This window comes from Streptomyces sp. NPDC002788, assembly GCF_053592115.1.
The window spans coordinates 54,206-72,197 of sequence record NZ_JBSFVB010000018.1; the positions used below are offsets into that span (position 1 = coordinate 54,206).

The following is a 17,992-nucleotide window of genomic DNA, read 5'->3' on the forward strand; positions in this document are numbered from 1 at the left end:
CGGCCCAGGGTAGCGGCTCGGGGATACTGGACCCCATGGCTTACGACGATCTTCGCTCCCTGCTCAGGGCGCTGGAGCGCGAGGGCGACCTCAAGCGCATCAAGGCCGAGGTGGACCCGTACCTGGAGGTCGGGGAGATCGTCGACCGGGTGCAGAAGGCGGGCGGCCCGGCGCTGCTCTTCGAGAACGTGCGCGGGTCGAGCATGCCGCTGGCGATGAACGTGTACGGCACGGACCGGCGGCTGTTGAAGGCGCTGGGGCTGAAGTCGTACGGCGAGATCTCGGAGAAGATCGGCGGACTGCTGAAGCCCGAGCTGCCGCACGGCTTCGTCGGCGTGCGCGAGGCCTTCGGCAAGCTCGGCGCGATGGCGCACGTACCGCCGAAGAAGGTGAAGGACGGCCCCGTCCAGGAGGTCGTCCTCACCGGGGACGACGTGGACCTCGACCAGCTGCCCGCCCTCTTCACCTGGCCGAAGGACGGCGGCTCCTTCTTCAACCTGGGGCTCACCCACACCAAGGACCCGGTCAGCGGCGTCCGCAACCTCGGTCTGTACCGCCTCCAGCGCCACGACAAGCGCACGATCGGCATGCACTGGCAGATCCACAAGGACAGCCGGAACCACTACCAGGTGGCGGCCCGGCGCGGCGAGCGGCTGCCCGTGGCGATCGCCTTCGGGTGCCCGCCGGCGGTGACGTACGCCTCCACCGCGCCGCTGCCCGGGGACATCGACGAGTACCTGTTCGCCGGGTTCCTCGCGGGCAAGCGGATCGAGATGGTCGACTGCAAGACGGTGCCGCTCCAGGTCCCGGCGCAGGCGGAGGTCGTGATCGAGGGCTGGCTGGAGCCGGGCGAGATGCTGCCCGAGGGCCCCTTCGGCGACCACACCGGCTTCTACACGCCGCAAGAGCCGTTCCCCGCGCTGAAGATCGACTGCGTGACGATGCGGAAGCGGCCGCTGCTCCAGTCGATCGTCGTGGGCCGCCCTCCGACGGAGGACGGGCCCCTGGGCCGGGCGACGGAACGCTTCTTCCTGCCGCTGCTGAAGATCATCGTGCCGGACATCGTGGACTACCACCTGCCGGAGGCGGGCGGCTTCCACAACTGCGCGATCGTCTCGATCGACAAGAAGTACCCGAAGCACGCGCAGAAGGTCATGCATGCCATCTGGGGCGCGCACATGATGTCGCTGACCAAGCTGATCGTGGTCGTCGACTCCGACTGCGACGTCCACGATCTGCACGAGGTCGCCTGGCGGGCGCTCGGCAACACCGACTACGCCCGGGACCTCAGCATCGTCGAGGGTCCCGTCGACCATCTCGACCACGCCTCCTACCAGCAGTTCTGGGGCGGCAAAGCCGGTATCGACGCGACGAAGAAGTGGCCCGAGGAGGGCTACACGCGCGACGGCGGCTGGCCCGACATGGTGGAGTCCGATCCGAAGACGGCGGCGACGGTGGACCGCCGCTGGAAGGAGTACGGGCTGTGACCTCCGCATCCGCCGCGATCCCGCAGCCGGGACGCACCAAGGCGTTTCTCCGCCTGGTGATGATCGAGCACTCGGTCTTCGCGCTGCCCTTCGCCTACATCGCCGCCCTCACCGCGATGTACCAGTGGGACAAGAACATCCACTGGGGCCGGCTGCTGCTGGTCACCGTCTGCATGGTCGGCCTGCGCACCTTCGCGATGGCGGTCAACCGGATCATCGACCGGGAGATCGACGCGCGGAACCCGCGTACCGCGCACCGCGAACTGGTCACCGGCGCGATGTCGGTGAAGCACGCCTGGACGGGCGCGCTGATCGCGCTCGTCGTCTTCCTCGGCGCGGCGGCCCTGCTCAACCCGCTCTGCCTGGCCCTGGCCCCCATCGCCGTGATCCCGATGGTGGTCTACCCGTACGGCAAGCGGTTCACGAACTTCCCGCAGGCCATCCTGGGTCTCGCCCAGGCGATGGGCCCGGTCGGCGGCTGGCTGGCGATCTCGGGCTCATGGTCCTGGGACGCGGTCCTCCTCGGCCTCGCCGTCGGCATATGGATCGGCGGCTTCGACCTGATCTACGCCTGCCAGGACGTCGAGACCGACCGCGAGATCGGCGTCATGTCCGTCCCGGCCCGCTTCGGCATCCCGGCGGCGATCTGGGGCGCCCGGGTCTGTCACACCCTCACGACGGCCCTGTTCGTCTGGTACGCCCTCGCCACCGAGGCGGGCGCCTTCTTCTGGCTGGGCCTGCTGATCGTCGCCGGAGCGTTCCTGTACGAGCACTCGATCGTCCGCCCCCACGACCTGTCCCGCGTGAACAGGGCGTTCTTCAGCGTCAACGGCTTCATCGGGATCGCCCTGTTCCTGTGTGCGCTGCTGGACCTGGTGGCGCGCGGCCTCACCGTGTGAGCACGGGCGAGGCGTCCGGGCGGCGGCGGAAGACGAACGCCGCCGCCATGCCCGCCAGCAGCCCCAGCAGGTGACCCTGCCAGCTGACGCCTGCCTGTGTGGGGGCCAGGCCGGCCAGGATCGTGCCGCCCCAGATCGCGGCGATCAGGATGCCCGCCAGGACACCGAGCGGGCGGCGCTCGACGAAGCCCGTGATCAGGAGGAAGCCGAAGAGGCCGAAGATCAGGCCGGAGGCGCCCGCCGTGTTGGTGTGGGCCGGGGATATGAGCCACACCCCCAGGCCGTCGACGAGGATGATCAGCGCGCAGACCAGGAGGAAGCGGCGCAGACCCGTGAGCGCGGCCAGGAAGCCGAGGACCAGCAGCGGCACGGTGTTCGCGGCCAGGTGGGCGAAGCCGAAGTGGAGGAAGGCCGCCGGGACGACGTCGACCAGCTCGGACGGGATGCGTGGGGTGATGCCCAGGCCGTCCAGCGCGTGGCCGCTGACCACGTCCACCACTTCCAGCAGCCACAACAGCGCCACCCAGGCCAGCATCAGCTTGCCCGCGGCCAGCGCACGACCGCGCTTGGACCATCCGGCTTCCACACCCGACATGGCGACCCCCGGTGCTCGCTCGTCCCCTTCGTGCAACGGACGGGCCCCCTTGGCCGGTTCCCACCTGCCGACGCCGGATAGGCTCGGTGTTGTGAACCCAGTCAAGCCAGGCGAGATGCCGCGTACGCCTTGGATCGTAGGGGTGTCCGGGGCCTCCGGCACCCCGTATGCCGCTGCCGTGCTGCGGGCCCTCCTCGCCGCCGGCGAGAGCGTCGACCTCGTGGTGTCCCGGGCCTCCCGGCTCACCCTCCTGGACGAGACCGGGATCTCTTTCCGGGACGCCCACTGGCAGGACGACCTGCGGGAATGGCTGTCCCGGGGTGCCGACGGCAAGCCGGACACCTTCTCCGTCGACCTCGGCGCGGTACGGCACTGGAGCGCCGGCGACCTGGCCGCCGGACCCTCCTCGGGGTCGTACCCCACCAAGGGCATGCTCATCGTGCCCGCCTCGACGGCGAGCGTGGCCGGGGTCGCCCTCGGGTTGTCGAAGGACCTGTTGCAGCGGGCGGCGAGCGTGACCCTGAAGGAGCGGCGCAAGCTCGTCGTGGCCGTACGGGAGACCCCGCTGAACGGCCAGACCCTGCGGCACCTGGTCACCCTCGACGACGCGGGCGCGACGGTCGTACCGGCCTCACCCGCCTTCTACGCGGGCGCGACGCACATCCAGGACCTGGTGGACTTCGTCGCCGGGCGCGTACTCGACGCGGCGGGCGTGCCGCACGGGCTCTACCGCCGTTGGCAAGGTGAGCTCGGCGGCAAAGCACACCGCGCCGGCTGAGCACACCCGAACCTCATCGGACTCAAACAACTCCAGCGGAAGGCTTCGATCGCAATGGACGCGGTGGACAGGCAGCTCATCCAGGCCCTGAGGGAGAACGGCCGGGCCTCCTACGCGGAGCTGGGACGCCTCGTCGGACTGTCGGGACCCAGTGTCACCGACCGCATCAACCGGCTGGAGGCGGCCGGGGTCATCACCGGCTACCGGGCCACCGTCGACGCCGCCTCGCTCGGCCTCGGCGTCACCGCCCTCATCGGCATCTCCCTCTCCGACGCCACGGACCACGAGGACGTGGCGCAGCGGCTGCGGGACCTCTCGGAGATCGAGGACTGCTGGTTCATCGCGGGCGACGACTCGTACATGCTCAAGGTGCGGGCGGCGGACGTGGACGGCCTGGAGAAGATCATCCGCCGGCTCAGCGGCACGAAGGGCGTCTCCCGGACCCGTACGACCATCGTGCTCTCCACGAAGTGGGAGAACCGGGTCGGGGAACTGCCCGAAGAGGAGTAGGCCCGAAGGGCCGTCGGGGGCACCTCCCGCCCGAAGGGCGGGGGCGTACCGTTGGCACGTCGTCGTAGAAAGGTGTGGGCATGGATCTCGGGCTCAAGCGCGAGCTGGAGGAGAAGGTCAGGGCGGGCGTTCGCCTGACCCGTGAGGACGGCATCGCGCTGTACGAGTCGGACGACCTGGCCTGGCTGGGCGGCCTCGCGCACGAGGTGCGCACCCGCAAGAACGGCGACGTCGTGCACTTCAACGTCAACCGTCATCTCAACATGACCAACGTGTGCACGGCCTCCTGCGCGTACTGCTCCTTCCAGCGCAAGCCGGGGGAGAAGGACGCGTACACGATGCGCATCGAGGAGGCCGTCAAGCTCGCGAAGGCGATGGAGTCGGAGAACCTCACCGAGCTGCACATCGTCAACGGGCTGCACCCGAACCTGCCGTGGCGGTACTACCCGCGGTCGCTGCGCGAGCTGAAGGCCGCGCTGCCGGACGTCTCGCTGAAGGCCTTCACGGCCACGGAGATCCACCACTTCGAGACGATCTCCGGGATGAGCGCGAGCGAGATCCTCGACGAGCTGATCGACGCGGGGCTGGAGTCGCTGACCGGTGGTGGCGCCGAGATCTTCGACTGGGAGGTCCGGCAGCACATCGTGGACCACCGGACCCACTGGGAGGACTGGTCCCGGATCCACCGGCTCGCGCACGAGAAGGGTCTGAAGACCCCCTGCACGATGCTGTACGGGCACATCGAGGAGCCCCGGCACCGCGTGGATCACGTGCTGCGGCTGCGTGAACTGCAGGACGAGACCGGGGGGTTCCAGGTCTTCATCCCGCTGCGGTACCAGCACGACTTCGTGGACATGCAGGACGGCAAGGTGCGCAATCGGCTTCAGGCGCGGACGCAGATGGCGACCGGGGCCGAGGCGCTGAAGACGTTCGCCGTGTCGCGGCTGCTGTTCGACAACGTGCCGCACGTCAAGGTCTTCTGGGTCATGCACGGGGTGCAGACCGCGCAGCTCGCGCTGCAGCACGGTGCGGATGACATGGACGGGTCCGTCGTCGAGTACAAGATCACGCATGACGCGGACAACTACGGGACGCCGAACAAGCTGACGCGTGAGGATCTGCTCGACCTGATCCGGGACGCCGGGTTCCGGCCCGTCGAGCGGAACACGCGGTACGAGATCATCCGGGAGTACGACGGGCCCGACCCGGAGCGGCGCGAGTCGCCGCAGCCGATGCGGGTGTGATCGTTCTCGGGTGCGGGGCGTGAGGGCTCGTCGCGCCCCGCGGCGGAGCCGCATGTCGACGGCGTTCCGCGCCCCTGGGCGGGGTACCCGGAGGGCATGGTCGGGATCGAGGCGCCTGAGGACGCCTACACGGCGGAACCCTTTGTTCCCGAGCGCGGTGGGCTTCCCGCTCTGCGGCGGGCCGCCGGCGCCTGCCGGGGCTGCCCCCTGCATCGGGACGCCACCCAGACCGTGTTCGGGGCCGGCAGCAAGGACGCCCGGGTCATGCTCGTGGGGGAGCAGCCCGGGGACCAGGAGGACCGGCAGGGGAAGCCGTTCGTCGGGCCGGCCGGGAAGCTGCTCGACCGGGCCTTGGAGGAGGCGGGCATCGACCCCTTTGAGGCCTACGTCACCAACGCCGTCAAGCACTTCAAGTTCACGCAGGCCGAGCCCCGGAAGCGGCGGATTCACAAGGCGCCGAACCTGCGGGAGATGACCGCGTGCGGGCCCTGGCTGGCCGCGGAGCTGGCGGTGGTGGAGCCGGAGCTGATCGTCGTGCTGGGGGCCACGGCCGGGAAGGCACTGCTCGGGTCCTCGTTCCGGGTCACGCAGGTGCGCGGCACCGTGCTGGAGGAGGAGATCCACGGGCGGCCCGAGCGGCTGGTGCCGACCGTGCATCCGTCGGCGGTGCTGCGGGCGGACGACCGGGAGGCGGCGTACCAAGGGCTGCTGTCGGATCTGAAAGTGGCAGCGCGGGCGTTGTCGTAATAATTACAATCCCTCTATGCCCCTTACCTTCACGCTCGATCCCGCCGTCACCCCTGAGCTGCGTGACGGCATCCTCGACCTGTGGGCCGATGTCTCCAACGCCGGGGGAGCCGTCGGGTACGTGCCGCCGGTGACGCCGGAGGAGATCCGGCCCGCGCTGGTGCAGCACTTCGCGGCGATGGCGGACGGGCGGGTCAGGCTGCTCGCGGGGCACGACGAGGAGGGGCGGGTCGCGGCGACCGCCTTCCTCACCTTCAACACGCACCACCTGATGACGCACTGGCTGTGGCTGTACACGGTGATGGTGCATCCGCGTCACCAGGGGAAGGGCTACGGCCGCGAGCTGCTGGCCGCCGCCGCGGACGCGGCCCGGGGCGTCGACGGGATCGAGGCGATCCGGCTGACCTGCCGGGGCGGTCTCGGACTGGAGCGCTTCTACGAGTCCTGCGGCTACAAGGAGGTCGGCCGCATCCCCGGCGGGATCCGGCTGGCGCCCGGCGACGACCGGGACGACGTCATCATGCTGCTCCCCCTCGGCTGACCCCCCTGGCAAGATCGGCCGCCCGGCGTGCTTCACTGGACGGTGCCCCTTTGGGTGCGTTCTGGCCGTTCGAACCGGAAGAGTGGATTGAGATGCTCCGCTACACGCTGATGCGCCTCGGAATCTTCGTGGGCTGCCTCGTGGTCGTCTGGGGCCTCGTCTACTCCGGCCTCGCCCCGCGCGGCCTCGGCGCCTCCAACGGTCTGTGGATCGTGACGCTCGCCCTGCTGATCTCCGCGCCGATCAGCTTCGTCGTGCTGCGCAAGGAGCGGGACCGGGCGTCCATTCAGGTCGCGCAGCGGGTCGACCGGATGAAGGCCAACCTGGACGCCAACCGCAGCCAGGAGGACGTGGCCGACGACGCCGCTCGTGCCCAGGGGCAGACCTCGTAAGGTCCCCGTCACCGGCGTGCAGCGCCCCGTTTCCGCACATGTGCGGAAACGGGGCGCTTTGCCTTGTGTGGGTGTGTGTGCGTCATCACCTATCAAAGTCAGGCTTTGGGGTCCCCAAAGCTCAGGTGTTAAGGTCCATGTATGAAGTCAGCAGTCGCGCCCCCTTCGCCCCTGAGCGTTCCGCTCGTGGCGCGGCTGCACGTGGATCTCTGTCGGTGCGCGTCCGCTTTCTGTCGTCCCTGACGTAACGCAACCCCCGTCGTCTCCCACGTCAGTCCCGCGTCCCCCAACGGAGTCGGTCCGTGTTTTCACACAGGCACTACAAGCTGCCCTTCTGGGCTCAGATAATCGTCGGTCTCGTCCTGGGTGTGCTGCTCGGCTGGCTCGCCCGCGATCAGGACCTGTCCTGGCTGGTCACGACCCTGGAGAAGGTCGGCGACATCTTCATCGGCCTGCTGAAGCTGGCCGTCGCCCCGCTCGTCTTCTTCGCGATCCTGGTCTCGATCACCAACCTGCGGAAGGTCAACAACGCGGCCCGCCTGGCCTCGCGCACCCTCCTGTGGTTCATGGTCACCTCGCTGATCGCGGTCAGCATCGGCCTGGTCATCGGCCTGCTCACCAACCCGGGCGCCGGCACCGGCCTGACCCCCAAGGACGGCGCGAAGCCCGAGGACACCGGCTCCTGGATCGACTTCCTGACCGGCATCGTGCCGACGGACGTCATCAGGCCGTTCACCGAGCTGAACGTCCTGCAGATCGTCTTCATGGCCGCCGTCGCCGGTATCGCCGCCCTCCAGCTCGGTGAGAAGGCCCAGCCGATCCTCACCCTCAGCGAGTCCGTCCTCAGCCTGCTCCAGAAGGCGCTGTGGTGGGTCATCCGGCTCGCCCCGATCGGCACCATCGGCCTCATCGGCAACGCCATCGCCACCTACGGCTGGGACCTGATCGGCAAGTACGCGACGTTCACCGCCGACATCTACGTCGGTTGCCTCATCGTGCTGTTCGGCGTCTACCCGACGCTGCTCGCGACCGTCGCCAAGGTCAACCCGATCCAGTTCTTCAAGGGCGCCTGGCCCGCGATCCAGCTGGCCTTCGTCTCCCGCTCGTCCGTGGGCACCATGCCGCTGACGCAGAAGGTCACCGAGCGGCTCGGCGTGCCGAAGGAGTACGCGTCCTTCGCGGTGCCGTTCGGCGCGACGACCAAGATGGACGGCTGCGCCGCGATCTACCCGGCCATCGCCGCGATCTTCGTCGCCCAGATCTTCGACATCCAGCTGGGCGTCGGCGACTACCTGCTGATCGCGTTCGTCTCGGTGGTCGGCTCCGCCGCCACGGCCGGTCTCACCGGCGCGACGGTCATGCTGACCCTGACCCTGTCCACCCTCGGCCTGCCGATGGAGGGCGTGGGCCTGCTCCTCGCGATCGACCCGATCCTCGACATGATCCGCACCGCGACCAACGTCGCCGGCCAAGCGCTGATCCCGGTCCTGGTCTCCGCCCGCGAGAACCTGCTCGACCGCACGGCCTACGCCACGGCCGACGGCTCCTCCCTGAACGAGCCGAGCGACGAGCCGCGCGACAGCGCCGAGCGGGTTCCCGCCACCGCCTGACGTGCTGGTCGCCTGACGCGTCGACGGCCCCCTGGACGGTCCTGTGCCGGTTTCCCGGCCGAGTGCCGTCCAGGGGGACCGTACGCTTGAGCGCTATGGGTGCCGTGAAGACCAAGCGGATGCCGCGTGCGGTCCGTGAGCAGCAGATGCTGGACGCCGCCGTGCAGATCTTCGGCCGGCGGGGCTACATGGCCGCGTCCATGGACGAGATAGCCGAACTCGCGGGCGTCTCCAAGCCGTTGGTCTACCTGTACCTGAACTCGAAGGAAGACCTCTTCACCGCCTGCATCCGCCGGGAGGCCAAGGCCCTCGTCGGGGCGGTACGGGCCGGCGTCCGGCGTGATCTGCCCGCCGACCGGCAACTGTGGGAGGGGCTCGGCGCGTTCTTCGCGCACACCGCTGAGAACCCTGACGCCTGGTCGGTCCTGCACCTCCAGGCCCGTACGCACGGCGAGCCGTTCGCCGCCGAGGTCACCGCGATGCGCGAGGAGATCGTCGCGTTCGTGACGCAACTGATCCTCGCCGCGGCACGCGAGGCGCACCGGGACCCCCACCTGCCGGAACGCGAGGTCGCCGGCCTCGCCGAGGCCCTGGTCGGCGCCGCCGAGTCGCTCGCGGCCTGGGCCAACGCCACCTCGGGCATCACCGCCCGCCAGGCCGCGGCCACGATGATGAACTTCGCCTGGGCCGGGCTCGGCGACCTCATGGCGGGGCGGCCCTGGTCACCCCCGGAAGAGCAGGCGGGCGCTCACGCCGGGTAGACGCCCCCCGTCACGTGGATCCGGTCCTCCCGGCCGCGCAGCTCGAACCGGCCGTCCTGCGCCGCGTACGTCACCGTCCCGGGCAGCAGGACCGGCGCCTTGAACTCCGCCCGCACGTGGCAGGAGTCCGGCGTGCCGTGCGCGGCGAGGCAGCGGGCCACGGTCCACATGCCGTGGGTGATCGCCCGGGGGAAGCCGAACAGCCGGGCGGCCAGCGGGTGGAGGTGGATCGGGTTGCGGTCCCCGGAAGCGGCCCCGTAGCGCCGCCCGACATCCCCGGCGAGTCGCCATTCGGCCACCGCCGGCAGTGGCTTGCGCACCTCCTCGCGCGCGGGCCCGGCCGATCGCCGCGTGAGATGGCGGGCGAGGTAGGTGCTCGTCGACTCCCACACCAGGTGCCCCTCGCCGCGTACCTCCGTGACGACGACCGCCTCCGTGCCGCGCCGGTGCGGGGTCAGCCCCTCGACGTGCACGCAGAGGTCGTACCGGCCGGTCGCCGGCATCGAACCGTGCCGCGTGACCGCGATCGACGTGTGGACGAGGCCGAGCAGCGGCAGCGGGAAGTCCCGCTCGCTCATCAGTCGCACGGCCAGGGGGAATCCCAGTACGTGCGGATACGTCAGCGGCAGCGCGTCCTCCCCGGTCGGGAACCCGCAGACCCGCTCGTACGCCGCCAGCCGCGCTAGATCGACGCGCAGGCCGGGCAGGACGAGCCGGGTGCGTGGGAACTCCGCGTCGGGGGAGGGCCGTTTGAAGGGGGACAGCAGGGCACCTCGGGCCAGCAGCGGGGCGAGGGAGGGGGACCTGGTGAGGACGAGAGCGGCGGCGTCGCCCATCACGCCCCCAGCAGGCTCTGGCCGCAGACGCGGACGACCTGGCCGTTGACCGCGCCCGACGCCGGGTGCGCGAGCCAGGCCGTGGTCTCGGCGACGTCGACCGGAAGACCGCCCTGGGCGAGGGAGTTCATCCGGCGGCCCGCCTCGCGGATGAGCAGCGGGACGGCGGCCGTCATCTTCGTCTCGATGAAGCCCGGCGCGACCGCGTTGACCGTCAGGCCGTGTTCGGCGAGCGCGCGCGGTGCGAGGGAGCGGACCATGCCGACGATGCCTGCCTTGCTCGCCCCGTAGTTGGTCTGGCCGCCGTTGCCGGCGAGACCCGCGATCGAGGCCGTCGCCACGATCGAGCCGCCGCGCCTGAGCGTCCCGGCCTTCAGCAGGGCGTCCGTCGTGCGCAGCACACTCGCCAAGTTCACTTCCAGCACGGAGATCCAGCGCTCGGCGGGCATGTTCACCAGCCGCCGGTCCCGGGTGATGCCCGCGTTGTGGATCAGCAGGTCCAGGCCGTCCGGGAGGGCGTCGGCGATCCGGGCGCCCGCGTCGGCGGCCGTGATGTCGAGCAGCAGGGCGGTGCCGCCGAGCCGCTCGGCGACGCGCCGGGCGTCCTGCTCGGCCTGCGGCACATCGAGGACGACGACCCGGGCCCCGTCCCGCGCGAGCGTCTCGGCGACGGCCTCGCCGATGCCGCGGGCGGCGCCGGTGACCAGGGCGGTGCGGCCGGTGAGGGGGCGAATCCAGTCGACGGGAGCGGTGGTCTCCCGGGGTGTGTCCTGGGGTGCCCCCACGTCGATCACCTGCCCGCTCACGTACGCCGACTTCGGCGACAGCAGGAACCGGAGCGTGGACTCGGCGGCCCGGGCGTCCGTGAGCCGGACCAGGTTCACGGTCCTGCCCCGGCCGATCTCCTTGCCGAGCGAGCGCGTGAAGCCCTCCAGGGCCTGCTGGGCCGCGGCCTGGTGGTGGTCGGCGGGATCGAGCGGCGCGCCGAGCACGACCACACGGCCTCCCCCGCTCCCGGCCGCGCTCGAGCGGGAGGTACCCCCAGCGGCGACCGACCGAACGACGGGACGCAGGGCCGCGTGCACCTCGGCCAGTCCCTCGACGTCCCGCACTCCGGTCGCGTCCAGGACGACGGCCGCCGCCCGGTCGGAGTCGGCCGGGCCGATCCCCGTACGGGCGAGGACCGGCGCCAGATCGAGGGCGGAGCTGCCGGCGGTGAGATGACGCAGGCCGCCGTCCAGGGCGGGGTGTTCGGGGGACCAGCGGGTCAGCGCCGCGGGCTGCGGCAGACCGAGCCGGCGGGTGAGGAAACGGCCGGGCGCGGTGCCGGTGAAGCGCAGATATCGGTCGGCCATTCCAACTCCCGGTTCCCGACGACGGCCCTGAAGGCGCACTCATGCTTACTCTGGAGTAAGGTTACCGTAGGTAATGGTATGTCACGGACGAGGAGCGGGTCGAGATGAGCCCCCAGCAGCTGTCGCCGTCGGTGCGGCGCGTCGCGATCGTCGGCGGAGCGCGCATCCCCTTCGCCCGCTCCGACGGCCCCTACGCCACCGCCTCCAACCAGCAGATGCTCACCGCCGCCCTCGACGGCCTCGTCGAGCGGTACGGACTCCACGAGCCCGGCGCGGTCGGCGAGTTCGTCGCCGGCGCGGTCCTCAAGCACAGCCGCGACTTCAACCTCGCCCGCGAGACCGTCCTCGGCTCGAAGCTCCACCCGCGCACTCCCGCCTACGACATCCAGCAGGCCTGCGGCACCGGACTCCAGGCCGTCATCGCCGCCGCCAACAAGATCGCCCTCGGCCAGACCGACTCGGCGATCGCGGGCGGCGCGGACACCGCGAGCGACGCGCCCCTCGGCGTCAACGACTCGCTGCGCCGCATCCTGCTGCAGGCCCGCCGGGCGAAGTCGCTGAGCGGGCGCGTGAAGGCCCTGGCGAAGGTGCGCCCCGGCCACCTCGTCCCCGACATCCCGCGCAACGCCGAGCCGCGCACCGGCCTGTCCATGGGCGAACACGCCGCCGTCACCGCCCGCGCCTGGGGCATCGCCCGCCAGGCGCAGGACGAACTGGCCGCGACCAGCCACCAGCGGCTGGCGGCGGCGTACGAACGCGGCTTCTTCCAGGACCTGGTGATCCCCTTCCGCGGCCTCGCCCGCGACCAGAACCTGCGTCCCGGCTCGACCGTGGAGAAACTCGCCTCGCTGAAGCCGGTGTTCGGCCTCGGCCACCCCGACCCGACCATGACGGCCGGGAACTCGACCCCGCTGACGGACGGCGCGGCGACTTTGCTGCTGGCGAGCGAGGAATGGGCCCGCGAGCGCGGCCTGGAGCCGCTGGCGTACCTCACCTCGTACGAGACGGCGGCCGTCGACTTCGTCGGCGGCGATGTCGCCGGCGGCGAGGACGGACTGCTCATGGCACCCGCGTACGCGGTCCCGCGCATGCTGGAGCGGGCCGGACTCGGCCTGGACGACTTCGACCTCGTCGAGATCCACGAGGCGTTCGCCTCCCAGGTGCTGGCGACGCTCGCGGCCTGGGAGAAGCGCGGCCTCGGCACGGTGGACCGCGCCCGGCTGAACGTCGCGGGCTCCTCCCTCGCCACCGGGCATCCCTTCGCCGCCACCGGCGCCCGGATCGTGGCCACCCTGGCCAAGCTGCTCGCCGAACGGGACGCCCCCGCCCGCGGGTTGATCTCCGTGTGCGCGGCCGGCGGGCAGGGGGTGACGGCCGTCCTGGAGCGCTCCTGAGGGCCGGTGCCCTACCGAACCTGAACGACCCTCACGTAACCCCCGAGAATGCACAGGCCTGGCTCCGGACCACCCCCGAACCCGCACAGATGCGCCACGTGAGCGCCGTACGATCCCGTTCCTACCGTCAGTAACCCCTTTCTGGGGGTTCCGCCGGTTGAGCGCCTCGGCGTGCGAGGCACGTACTCATGCAGCAAGCAGTTCTCCGCTGCACGCCCCAGGAGCCGCCCGTGTCCACTGCGTATCCCTCCTCCGCCCACGGTGACGTGTACGGAGGGCCGGTGCTGGTCGAGCCCGAGGTACGGCGACTGGACGGGGCGGTGCGGGAGGCCTCCGTACCGCCGCTGGCCCCGCCGTGGACACACGGGTCGCTCGCCGACCTGCCCTTCGACAACGCGAGCGCGAGCCCGGGGGCCGTGGCACTCAGCCGCAAGGACGCCGACGGGCACTGGAGCGACGTCACGGCGGCCGAGTTCGCCGGCCAGGTCATGGCCGTGGCGAAGGGGCTGATCGCCGAGGGCCTCATGCCGGGCGACCGCGTCGCGGTGATGGCCCGCACGATCTACGAGTGGACCGTCCTGGACTTCGCGGCCTGGGCGGCCGGCCTGGTCACCGTCCCCATCTACCCCACCTCCTCCGTCTTCCAGGCCCGCTGGATCCTGCAGGACTCGGGCGCGGTCGCCCTGGTCACCGAGACCGCCGCGCAGGCCGCCGCCCTCGGCCCCGAGCGCGAACGCCTGCCCGACCTCCGGCACCTGTGGATCGTCGAGAAGGGCCACGTGAACCGTCTCGCCGAAGCCGGGGCGCAGCTGACCGACCAGGAGGTCGAGGTGCGGCGCGGCATGCTCGGCCCCGACACCCTCGCCACCCTCATCTACACCTCGGGCACCACGGGCCGCCCCAAGGGCTGTGCGCTCACCCACGGCAATTTCTTCGCCGAGGTCGACAACGCGATCGAACTCCTCTACCCCGTCTTCCGGGCCAAGACCGACGAAGAGGCATCCGTCCTGCTGTTCCTGCCCATGTCCCACGTCTTCGGCCGCATGGTGGCGGTCGCCTGCGTCCGGGCCCGCGTCCGGCTGGGCCACGCGCCGAGCATCAAGGCGGAGCACCTGCTGCCGGACCTGGCGAGCTTCCGGCCGACCTGTCTGCTGGCCATCCCGTACATGCTGGAGAAGGTCTTCAACTCGGCCCGCGCCAAAGCCGAGTCGGCCGGCCGGGTCTCGTCGTTCGACCGCGCCGTGGCGGTGGCGCAGCGCTACGGCGAGGCGGTGGAGGCCCGCCAGACGGGCACCGGCCCCGGCCCCACCCGCGCCCTCAAGACCGCCCGGGCTTTCTACGACCCGCTGGTCTACCGCCGCATCCGCAACGCCATGGGCGGCAGGGTCCGCTACGCCATCTGCGGCGGCTCACCGCTCGGCCGCCGCCTCGCCGCGTTCTACGCCGGCGCCGGTATCGAGATCTTCGAGGGCTACGGCCTGACGGAGACCACGGGCGCCTCCACCGTCACCCCGCCCCTGAAACCCCGCCTGGGCACGGTCGGCTGGCCCCTGCCCGGCACCCGCGTCCGCATCGCCGCCGACGGCGAGATCCTCGTCGCCGGCGACCACGTCCTGCGCGGCTACTGGGACCCCCATGCCGGTGGTGTCGTCCCCGCAGCACCCGATGGCTGGCTCGCCACCGGCGACATCGGCGAACTGGACGACGAGGGCTACCTCACGATCACCGGCCGCAAGAAGGAACTCCTGATCACCGCGGGCGGCAAGTCCGTCGCCCCGGCCCCCCTGGAGAACTGGCTGCGCTCCCACCCTCTGATCTCCCAGTGCCTCGTCCTGGGCGACGGCCGCCCCTACGTCTCCGCCCTGATCACACTCGACCCGGCCGGCATCACCCACTGGCGCCAGATGAACGGCAAACACCCCGTACCGCCCGCACTCCTCGTCGACGACGAGGAACTGCGCGCCGTCCTGCAACGCGCGGTCGACGAGGCGAACAAGATGGTCTCCCGCCCCGAGTCCATCCGCCGCTTCGTGATCCTCCCCCAGGACTTCACCGAGGAGGCGGGCCACCTGACCCCGTCGATGAAGCTCCGCCGCGAGGTCGTCCTGCGCACGTACGCGGCGGAGGTGGAGAGCCTGTACACGCGGTGAGGCACCTTCGCGAGGTCTTCACACGTGGTTATTGACGGCGTAAGGCGTCTGCCCGTTGGCTTTCGACCACCTCGTCACGATGCTCCCCCCTCGGAAGGCACCACCAGTGAAAGCGAGTAACACCCGCCGGACCGCTGTGCGCCCCGCCGCCATGGCCCTGGCGATCTCCGTATCGGCCCTGTCCCTCACCGCCTGCGGCGACGGCGGAAGCGACGACGCCGCCGCGAAGAAGGGCAACGACATCACGGTGGGCCTGCTGCTGCCCGACCGGGACACGGCACGCTTCGAGAAGTTCGACTACCCGCTGATCAAGCGGGAGGTCGCCTCCCTCACGGAGAACAAGGGCAAGGTCCGCTACGCCAACGCCGAGGCCGACGTCTCCAGACAGAGCCGGCAGTTCCAGCAGATGATCGCCGACAAGGTGGACGTCATCCTCGTCGACGCGCTGAACTCCAAGACCATCGCCAAGGACGTGCAGAAGGCCAAGGACGCCGGCATCCCGGTCGTCGCCTACGACCGGCTCGCCGAGGGGCCGATCGACGCGTACGTCTCCCACGACAACGAACTCGTCGGCCAGGTGCAGGGCCGCGCGATCATCGGCGAACTCGGCAAGAAGGCCAAGGACAGCAAGGTCGTCATGATGAACGGCGACCCGGCCGACCCGAACACCGCACGCTTCAAGGAGGGCGCGCTCGGCGAACTCCAGGGCCAGGTCGACATCGTCGAGCAGTACGACACCAAGGAGTGGAAGCCCGCGATCGCCAAGGCGAACATGGAGAAGGCGATCAAGGCCGTCGGGCTGAGCGACATCGCCGCCGTCTACTCCGCCAACGACGGCATGGCGGGTGCTGTCATCGAGGCGCTGAAGGAGGCCGGCGCCACCAAGATCCCGCCCGTGACCGGGCAGGACGCCAACCTCGACGCCGTACAGCGGATCGTGTCCGGCGAGCAGTACATGACCGTGTACAAGTCCTTCCTGCTGGAGGCGACGAACGCCGCGAAGATCGCGGTCGCCAAGGTCCAGGGCCGCTCGATCGAGTTCGCCGCGCTGACCCGCGATACGGTCGACAGCCCGACCCAGAAGGGCATCCCGGCGATGTTGGTCCCGGTGGTCGCCCTCACCAAGGACAACATCAAGGACACGGTGATCACGGACGGCGTGTACACGGTGAAGGACATCTGTACCGCCCGGTACCAGGCGGACTGCCAGGCCATCGGGCTCGAGTAGCGGGCGCGCGGCGGGTGTCGCACGGGTCTTGACCTCCCAAGACCCCTGCGCGGCGTTCCCCGTCCTCTGTCGCGTTCGCGTCAGCCGGAGCGGCCATGCCCCCTGGTGCGACCTCCGCAGCGACTGCCGGAATTCCTACTCCGATGGCTTGCGGGCCACCAGGGACGCCTGGGAAACCGGCTCGCCGAGTTCCTCGTCCGGCGCTCGTACCGTCGTGGCGCGGACGGTGAAGCCGGCGGTGCCCAGCAGGGCGGCGACACGCTCCGGCCGGCGCCGGAGGAAGTCCAGGGCCACCGGGTGGCCGAAGGCCTCCTCGTAGCGACGGGGTTCGTCACCGCACTGGAAGCCGAGGAGCAGATGACCGCCGGGGCGCAGGACGCGGTGGAAACCGGCGAAGAGGGCGGGCAGGTGCTCCTCGGGCGTGTGGATGATCGAGTACCAGGCCACGACACCGTCGAGCGAGCCGTCCGGCAGATCCAGGTCCAGCATGGAGCCCTGCTCGAACCGCAGGTCCGGGTTCTCACGGCGGGCGATCGCGACCATCGACTCCGACAGGTCCAGGCCGAACACCGACAGCCCCCGCGACGCCAGGTACGCCGTCACCCGCCCGGGTCCACATCCCAGGTCGGCGACCGTCCCACCCTCGCCGACCAGCTCCGCGAACCCGTTCAGCAGCCACCGGTCCAAGGGCGTGGCGCCGAGATAATCCCGGAAGTGGACGGCGTAGTCCTCGGCCACGGTGTTGTAGAAGGTACGGGTCTCGATCACGAAGCCGGCATCACCCATGCCGGGAGACCCTACTATCCGACGCCTCGCCCCGCGGCCCTCGCGGACCGGCCCCGGATCGCGGGCCCCGACCAGCCCCCGGGGCCGTGCCCTCGGCTCTCAGGAGCCGGGCCGTCCGTGTCCCCGGTCGGACCGGTGGTGTACCACTGTTCTCCTGATCGTTCCGCATCCGCTCATCGTCCGCCGGGCAGAATTCGCCGGGAATTCGCCGGACGGAAGGGGCCGGAAAGGGCAGGAGCCCCGTCGCCTTGCGGCGCGGGGCTCCTTGGGTACTGCTATCAGACCGGCGTGACGTTCTCAGCCTGCGGGCCCTTCGGACCCTGCGTGACGTCGAAAGACACCTGCTGGTTCTCCTCGAGGGACCGGAATCCGGTCGCATTGATCGCGGAGTAGTGGACGAAGACGTCGGGGCCGCCGCCCTCCTGGGCGATGAAACCAAAGCCCTTTTCGGCGTTGAACCACTTAACGGTTCCGGTAGCCATAAGCCCTCCTTGGGCCCAAAAGGGTTGCCCTGCTCCAGAACCAGCAAGTGTGAAGATGAATTCCGCACAAGTGCCTATGTCTGAGAATGACGAGAGCCCGCGGTCACATGCTCCGCAGGCTCTGTACTGCAAGGGAAACCAAACTGCAACTTGCGACGAGCCTAGCACGCGGGCCGCGGAATGCAATAGGGGTCAAG

19 protein-coding genes are annotated in these 17,992 nt (G+C 70.4%); 14 read left to right on the forward strand and 5 right to left on the reverse strand.

All coding sequences use genetic code 11. The annotated features are described in order from the left end of the window. The first annotated feature begins 35 nt into the window (after positions 1 to 35). Both ACWD1U_RS29185 and mqnP read left to right on the forward strand, forming a co-directional pair. The gene (locus ACWD1U_RS29185) at positions 36 to 1,487 is read left to right on the forward strand and encodes a menaquinone biosynthesis decarboxylase (protein WP_451111963.1); all 1,452 of its coding nucleotides are present in this window, start codon (positions 36 to 38) and stop codon (positions 1,485 to 1,487) included. Continuing rightward, on the forward strand, positions 1,484 to 2,386 hold the full coding sequence (gene mqnP, locus ACWD1U_RS29190; RefSeq protein ID WP_451111964.1) for a menaquinone biosynthesis prenyltransferase MqnP: 903 nt from the start codon (positions 1,484 to 1,486) through the stop codon (positions 2,384 to 2,386). The genes ACWD1U_RS29185 and mqnP overlap by 4 nt, the downstream gene beginning before the upstream one ends. Here mqnP and ACWD1U_RS29195 read toward each other — a convergent pair. Next, on the reverse strand, positions 2,376 to 2,981 hold the full coding sequence (locus ACWD1U_RS29195) for a rhomboid family intramembrane serine protease (RefSeq protein WP_451111965.1): 606 nt from the start codon (positions 2,979 to 2,981) through the stop codon (positions 2,376 to 2,378). The two genes, mqnP and ACWD1U_RS29195, sit on opposite strands and share 11 nt — an antisense overlap. Before the next feature lie 115 nt (positions 2,982 to 3,096). Between ACWD1U_RS29195 and ACWD1U_RS29200 the strand changes: the two genes are divergently transcribed. The 9 genes from ACWD1U_RS29200 (at position 3,097) to ACWD1U_RS29240 (ending at position 9,564) form a co-directional block, all read left to right on the forward strand. Then, positions 3,097 to 3,759 carry a UbiX family flavin prenyltransferase gene (locus tag ACWD1U_RS29200; RefSeq protein WP_451111967.1) on the forward strand — a complete coding sequence of 221 codons (663 nt, stop codon included), beginning with the start codon at positions 3,097 to 3,099 and terminating at the stop codon, positions 3,757 to 3,759. Between the two features lie 54 nt (positions 3,760 to 3,813). Further along, positions 3,814 to 4,269 (forward strand): Lrp/AsnC family transcriptional regulator, encoded by a 456-nt coding sequence (locus ACWD1U_RS29205; RefSeq protein WP_359757922.1) that lies wholly within the window; start codon positions 3,814 to 3,816, stop codon positions 4,267 to 4,269. An 80-nt stretch (positions 4,270 to 4,349) separates the two neighbouring features. Then, positions 4,350 to 5,513 (forward strand): aminofutalosine synthase MqnE, encoded by a 1,164-nt coding sequence (gene mqnE / locus ACWD1U_RS29210; RefSeq protein ID WP_451111969.1) that lies wholly within the window; start codon positions 4,350 to 4,352, stop codon positions 5,511 to 5,513. Between the two features lie 96 nt (positions 5,514 to 5,609). Then, positions 5,610 to 6,260: a UdgX family uracil-DNA binding protein gene (locus ACWD1U_RS29215; RefSeq protein ID WP_451111971.1), complete on the forward strand. Its 651-nt coding sequence runs from the start codon at positions 5,610 to 5,612 to the stop codon at positions 6,258 to 6,260. 16 nt (positions 6,261 to 6,276) lie between these two features. After that, positions 6,277 to 6,801, forward strand: coding sequence for an N-acetyltransferase family protein (locus ACWD1U_RS29220; protein WP_451111973.1), 525 nt, complete (start codon positions 6,277 to 6,279; stop codon positions 6,799 to 6,801). 92 nt (positions 6,802 to 6,893) lie between these two features. Then, complete coding sequence (locus ACWD1U_RS29225) at positions 6,894 to 7,193, forward strand: DUF4229 domain-containing protein (protein WP_451111974.1); 300 nt, start codon at positions 6,894 to 6,896, stop codon at positions 7,191 to 7,193. Positions 7,194 to 7,334: 141 nt separating this feature from the next. After that, positions 7,335 to 7,436: a putative leader peptide gene (locus tag ACWD1U_RS29230; RefSeq protein ID WP_342751661.1), complete on the forward strand. Its 102-nt coding sequence runs from the start codon at positions 7,335 to 7,337 to the stop codon at positions 7,434 to 7,436. A 59-nt stretch (positions 7,437 to 7,495) separates the two neighbouring features. Then, positions 7,496 to 8,803, forward strand: a complete 1,308-nt coding sequence (locus tag ACWD1U_RS29235) for a dicarboxylate/amino acid:cation symporter (RefSeq protein WP_451111975.1) — start codon at positions 7,496 to 7,498, stop codon at positions 8,801 to 8,803. 95 nt (positions 8,804 to 8,898) lie between these two features. Continuing rightward, positions 8,899 to 9,564 carry a TetR/AcrR family transcriptional regulator gene (locus ACWD1U_RS29240; protein WP_451111977.1) on the forward strand — a complete coding sequence of 222 codons (666 nt, stop codon included), beginning with the start codon at positions 8,899 to 8,901 and terminating at the stop codon, positions 9,562 to 9,564. Here the strand turns inward: ACWD1U_RS29240 and ACWD1U_RS29245 are convergent. Both ACWD1U_RS29245 and ACWD1U_RS29250 read right to left on the reverse strand, forming a co-directional pair. Then, a complete protein-coding gene (locus ACWD1U_RS29245) occupies positions 9,552 to 10,400 on the reverse strand; it encodes a MaoC family dehydratase (protein WP_451112125.1) in 849 nt (282 codons plus the stop codon). The two genes, ACWD1U_RS29240 and ACWD1U_RS29245, sit on opposite strands and share 13 nt — an antisense overlap. Further along, entirely contained in the window at positions 10,400 to 11,755 is a 1,356-nt protein-coding gene (locus ACWD1U_RS29250) for a 3-oxoacyl-ACP reductase (protein ID WP_451111979.1), read from the reverse strand. Before ACWD1U_RS29250 ends, ACWD1U_RS29245 begins: the two co-directional genes overlap by 1 nt. 104 nt (positions 11,756 to 11,859) lie before the next feature. Here ACWD1U_RS29250 and ACWD1U_RS29255 point away from each other — a divergent pair, with 104 nt between their 5' ends. The 3 genes from ACWD1U_RS29255 (at position 11,860) to ACWD1U_RS29265 (ending at position 16,527) form a co-directional block, all read left to right on the forward strand. Then, positions 11,860 to 13,149 (forward strand): acetyl-CoA C-acetyltransferase, encoded by a 1,290-nt coding sequence (locus ACWD1U_RS29255; RefSeq protein WP_451111981.1) that lies wholly within the window; start codon positions 11,860 to 11,862, stop codon positions 13,147 to 13,149. A 230-nt stretch (positions 13,150 to 13,379) separates the two neighbouring features. Continuing rightward, positions 13,380 to 15,299, forward strand: a complete 1,920-nt coding sequence (locus tag ACWD1U_RS29260) for an AMP-dependent synthetase/ligase (protein WP_451111983.1) — start codon at positions 13,380 to 13,382, stop codon at positions 15,297 to 15,299. A 151-nt stretch (positions 15,300 to 15,450) separates the two neighbouring features. Then, positions 15,451 to 16,527, forward strand: coding sequence for a sugar ABC transporter substrate-binding protein (locus tag ACWD1U_RS29265; RefSeq protein WP_451112126.1), 1,077 nt, complete (start codon positions 15,451 to 15,453; stop codon positions 16,525 to 16,527). Between the two features lie 135 nt (positions 16,528 to 16,662). Here the strand turns inward: ACWD1U_RS29265 and ACWD1U_RS29270 are convergent, their stop codons facing one another. Continuing rightward, positions 16,663 to 17,313, reverse strand: a complete 651-nt coding sequence (locus ACWD1U_RS29270) for a class I SAM-dependent methyltransferase (RefSeq protein ID WP_451111985.1) — start codon at positions 17,311 to 17,313, stop codon at positions 16,663 to 16,665. Positions 17,314 to 17,591: 278 nt separating this feature from the next. Further along, positions 17,592 to 17,795 (reverse strand): cold-shock protein, encoded by a 204-nt coding sequence (locus ACWD1U_RS29275; RefSeq protein WP_004984723.1) that lies wholly within the window; start codon positions 17,793 to 17,795, stop codon positions 17,592 to 17,594. Between the last annotated feature and the right edge of the window lie 197 nt (positions 17,796 to 17,992).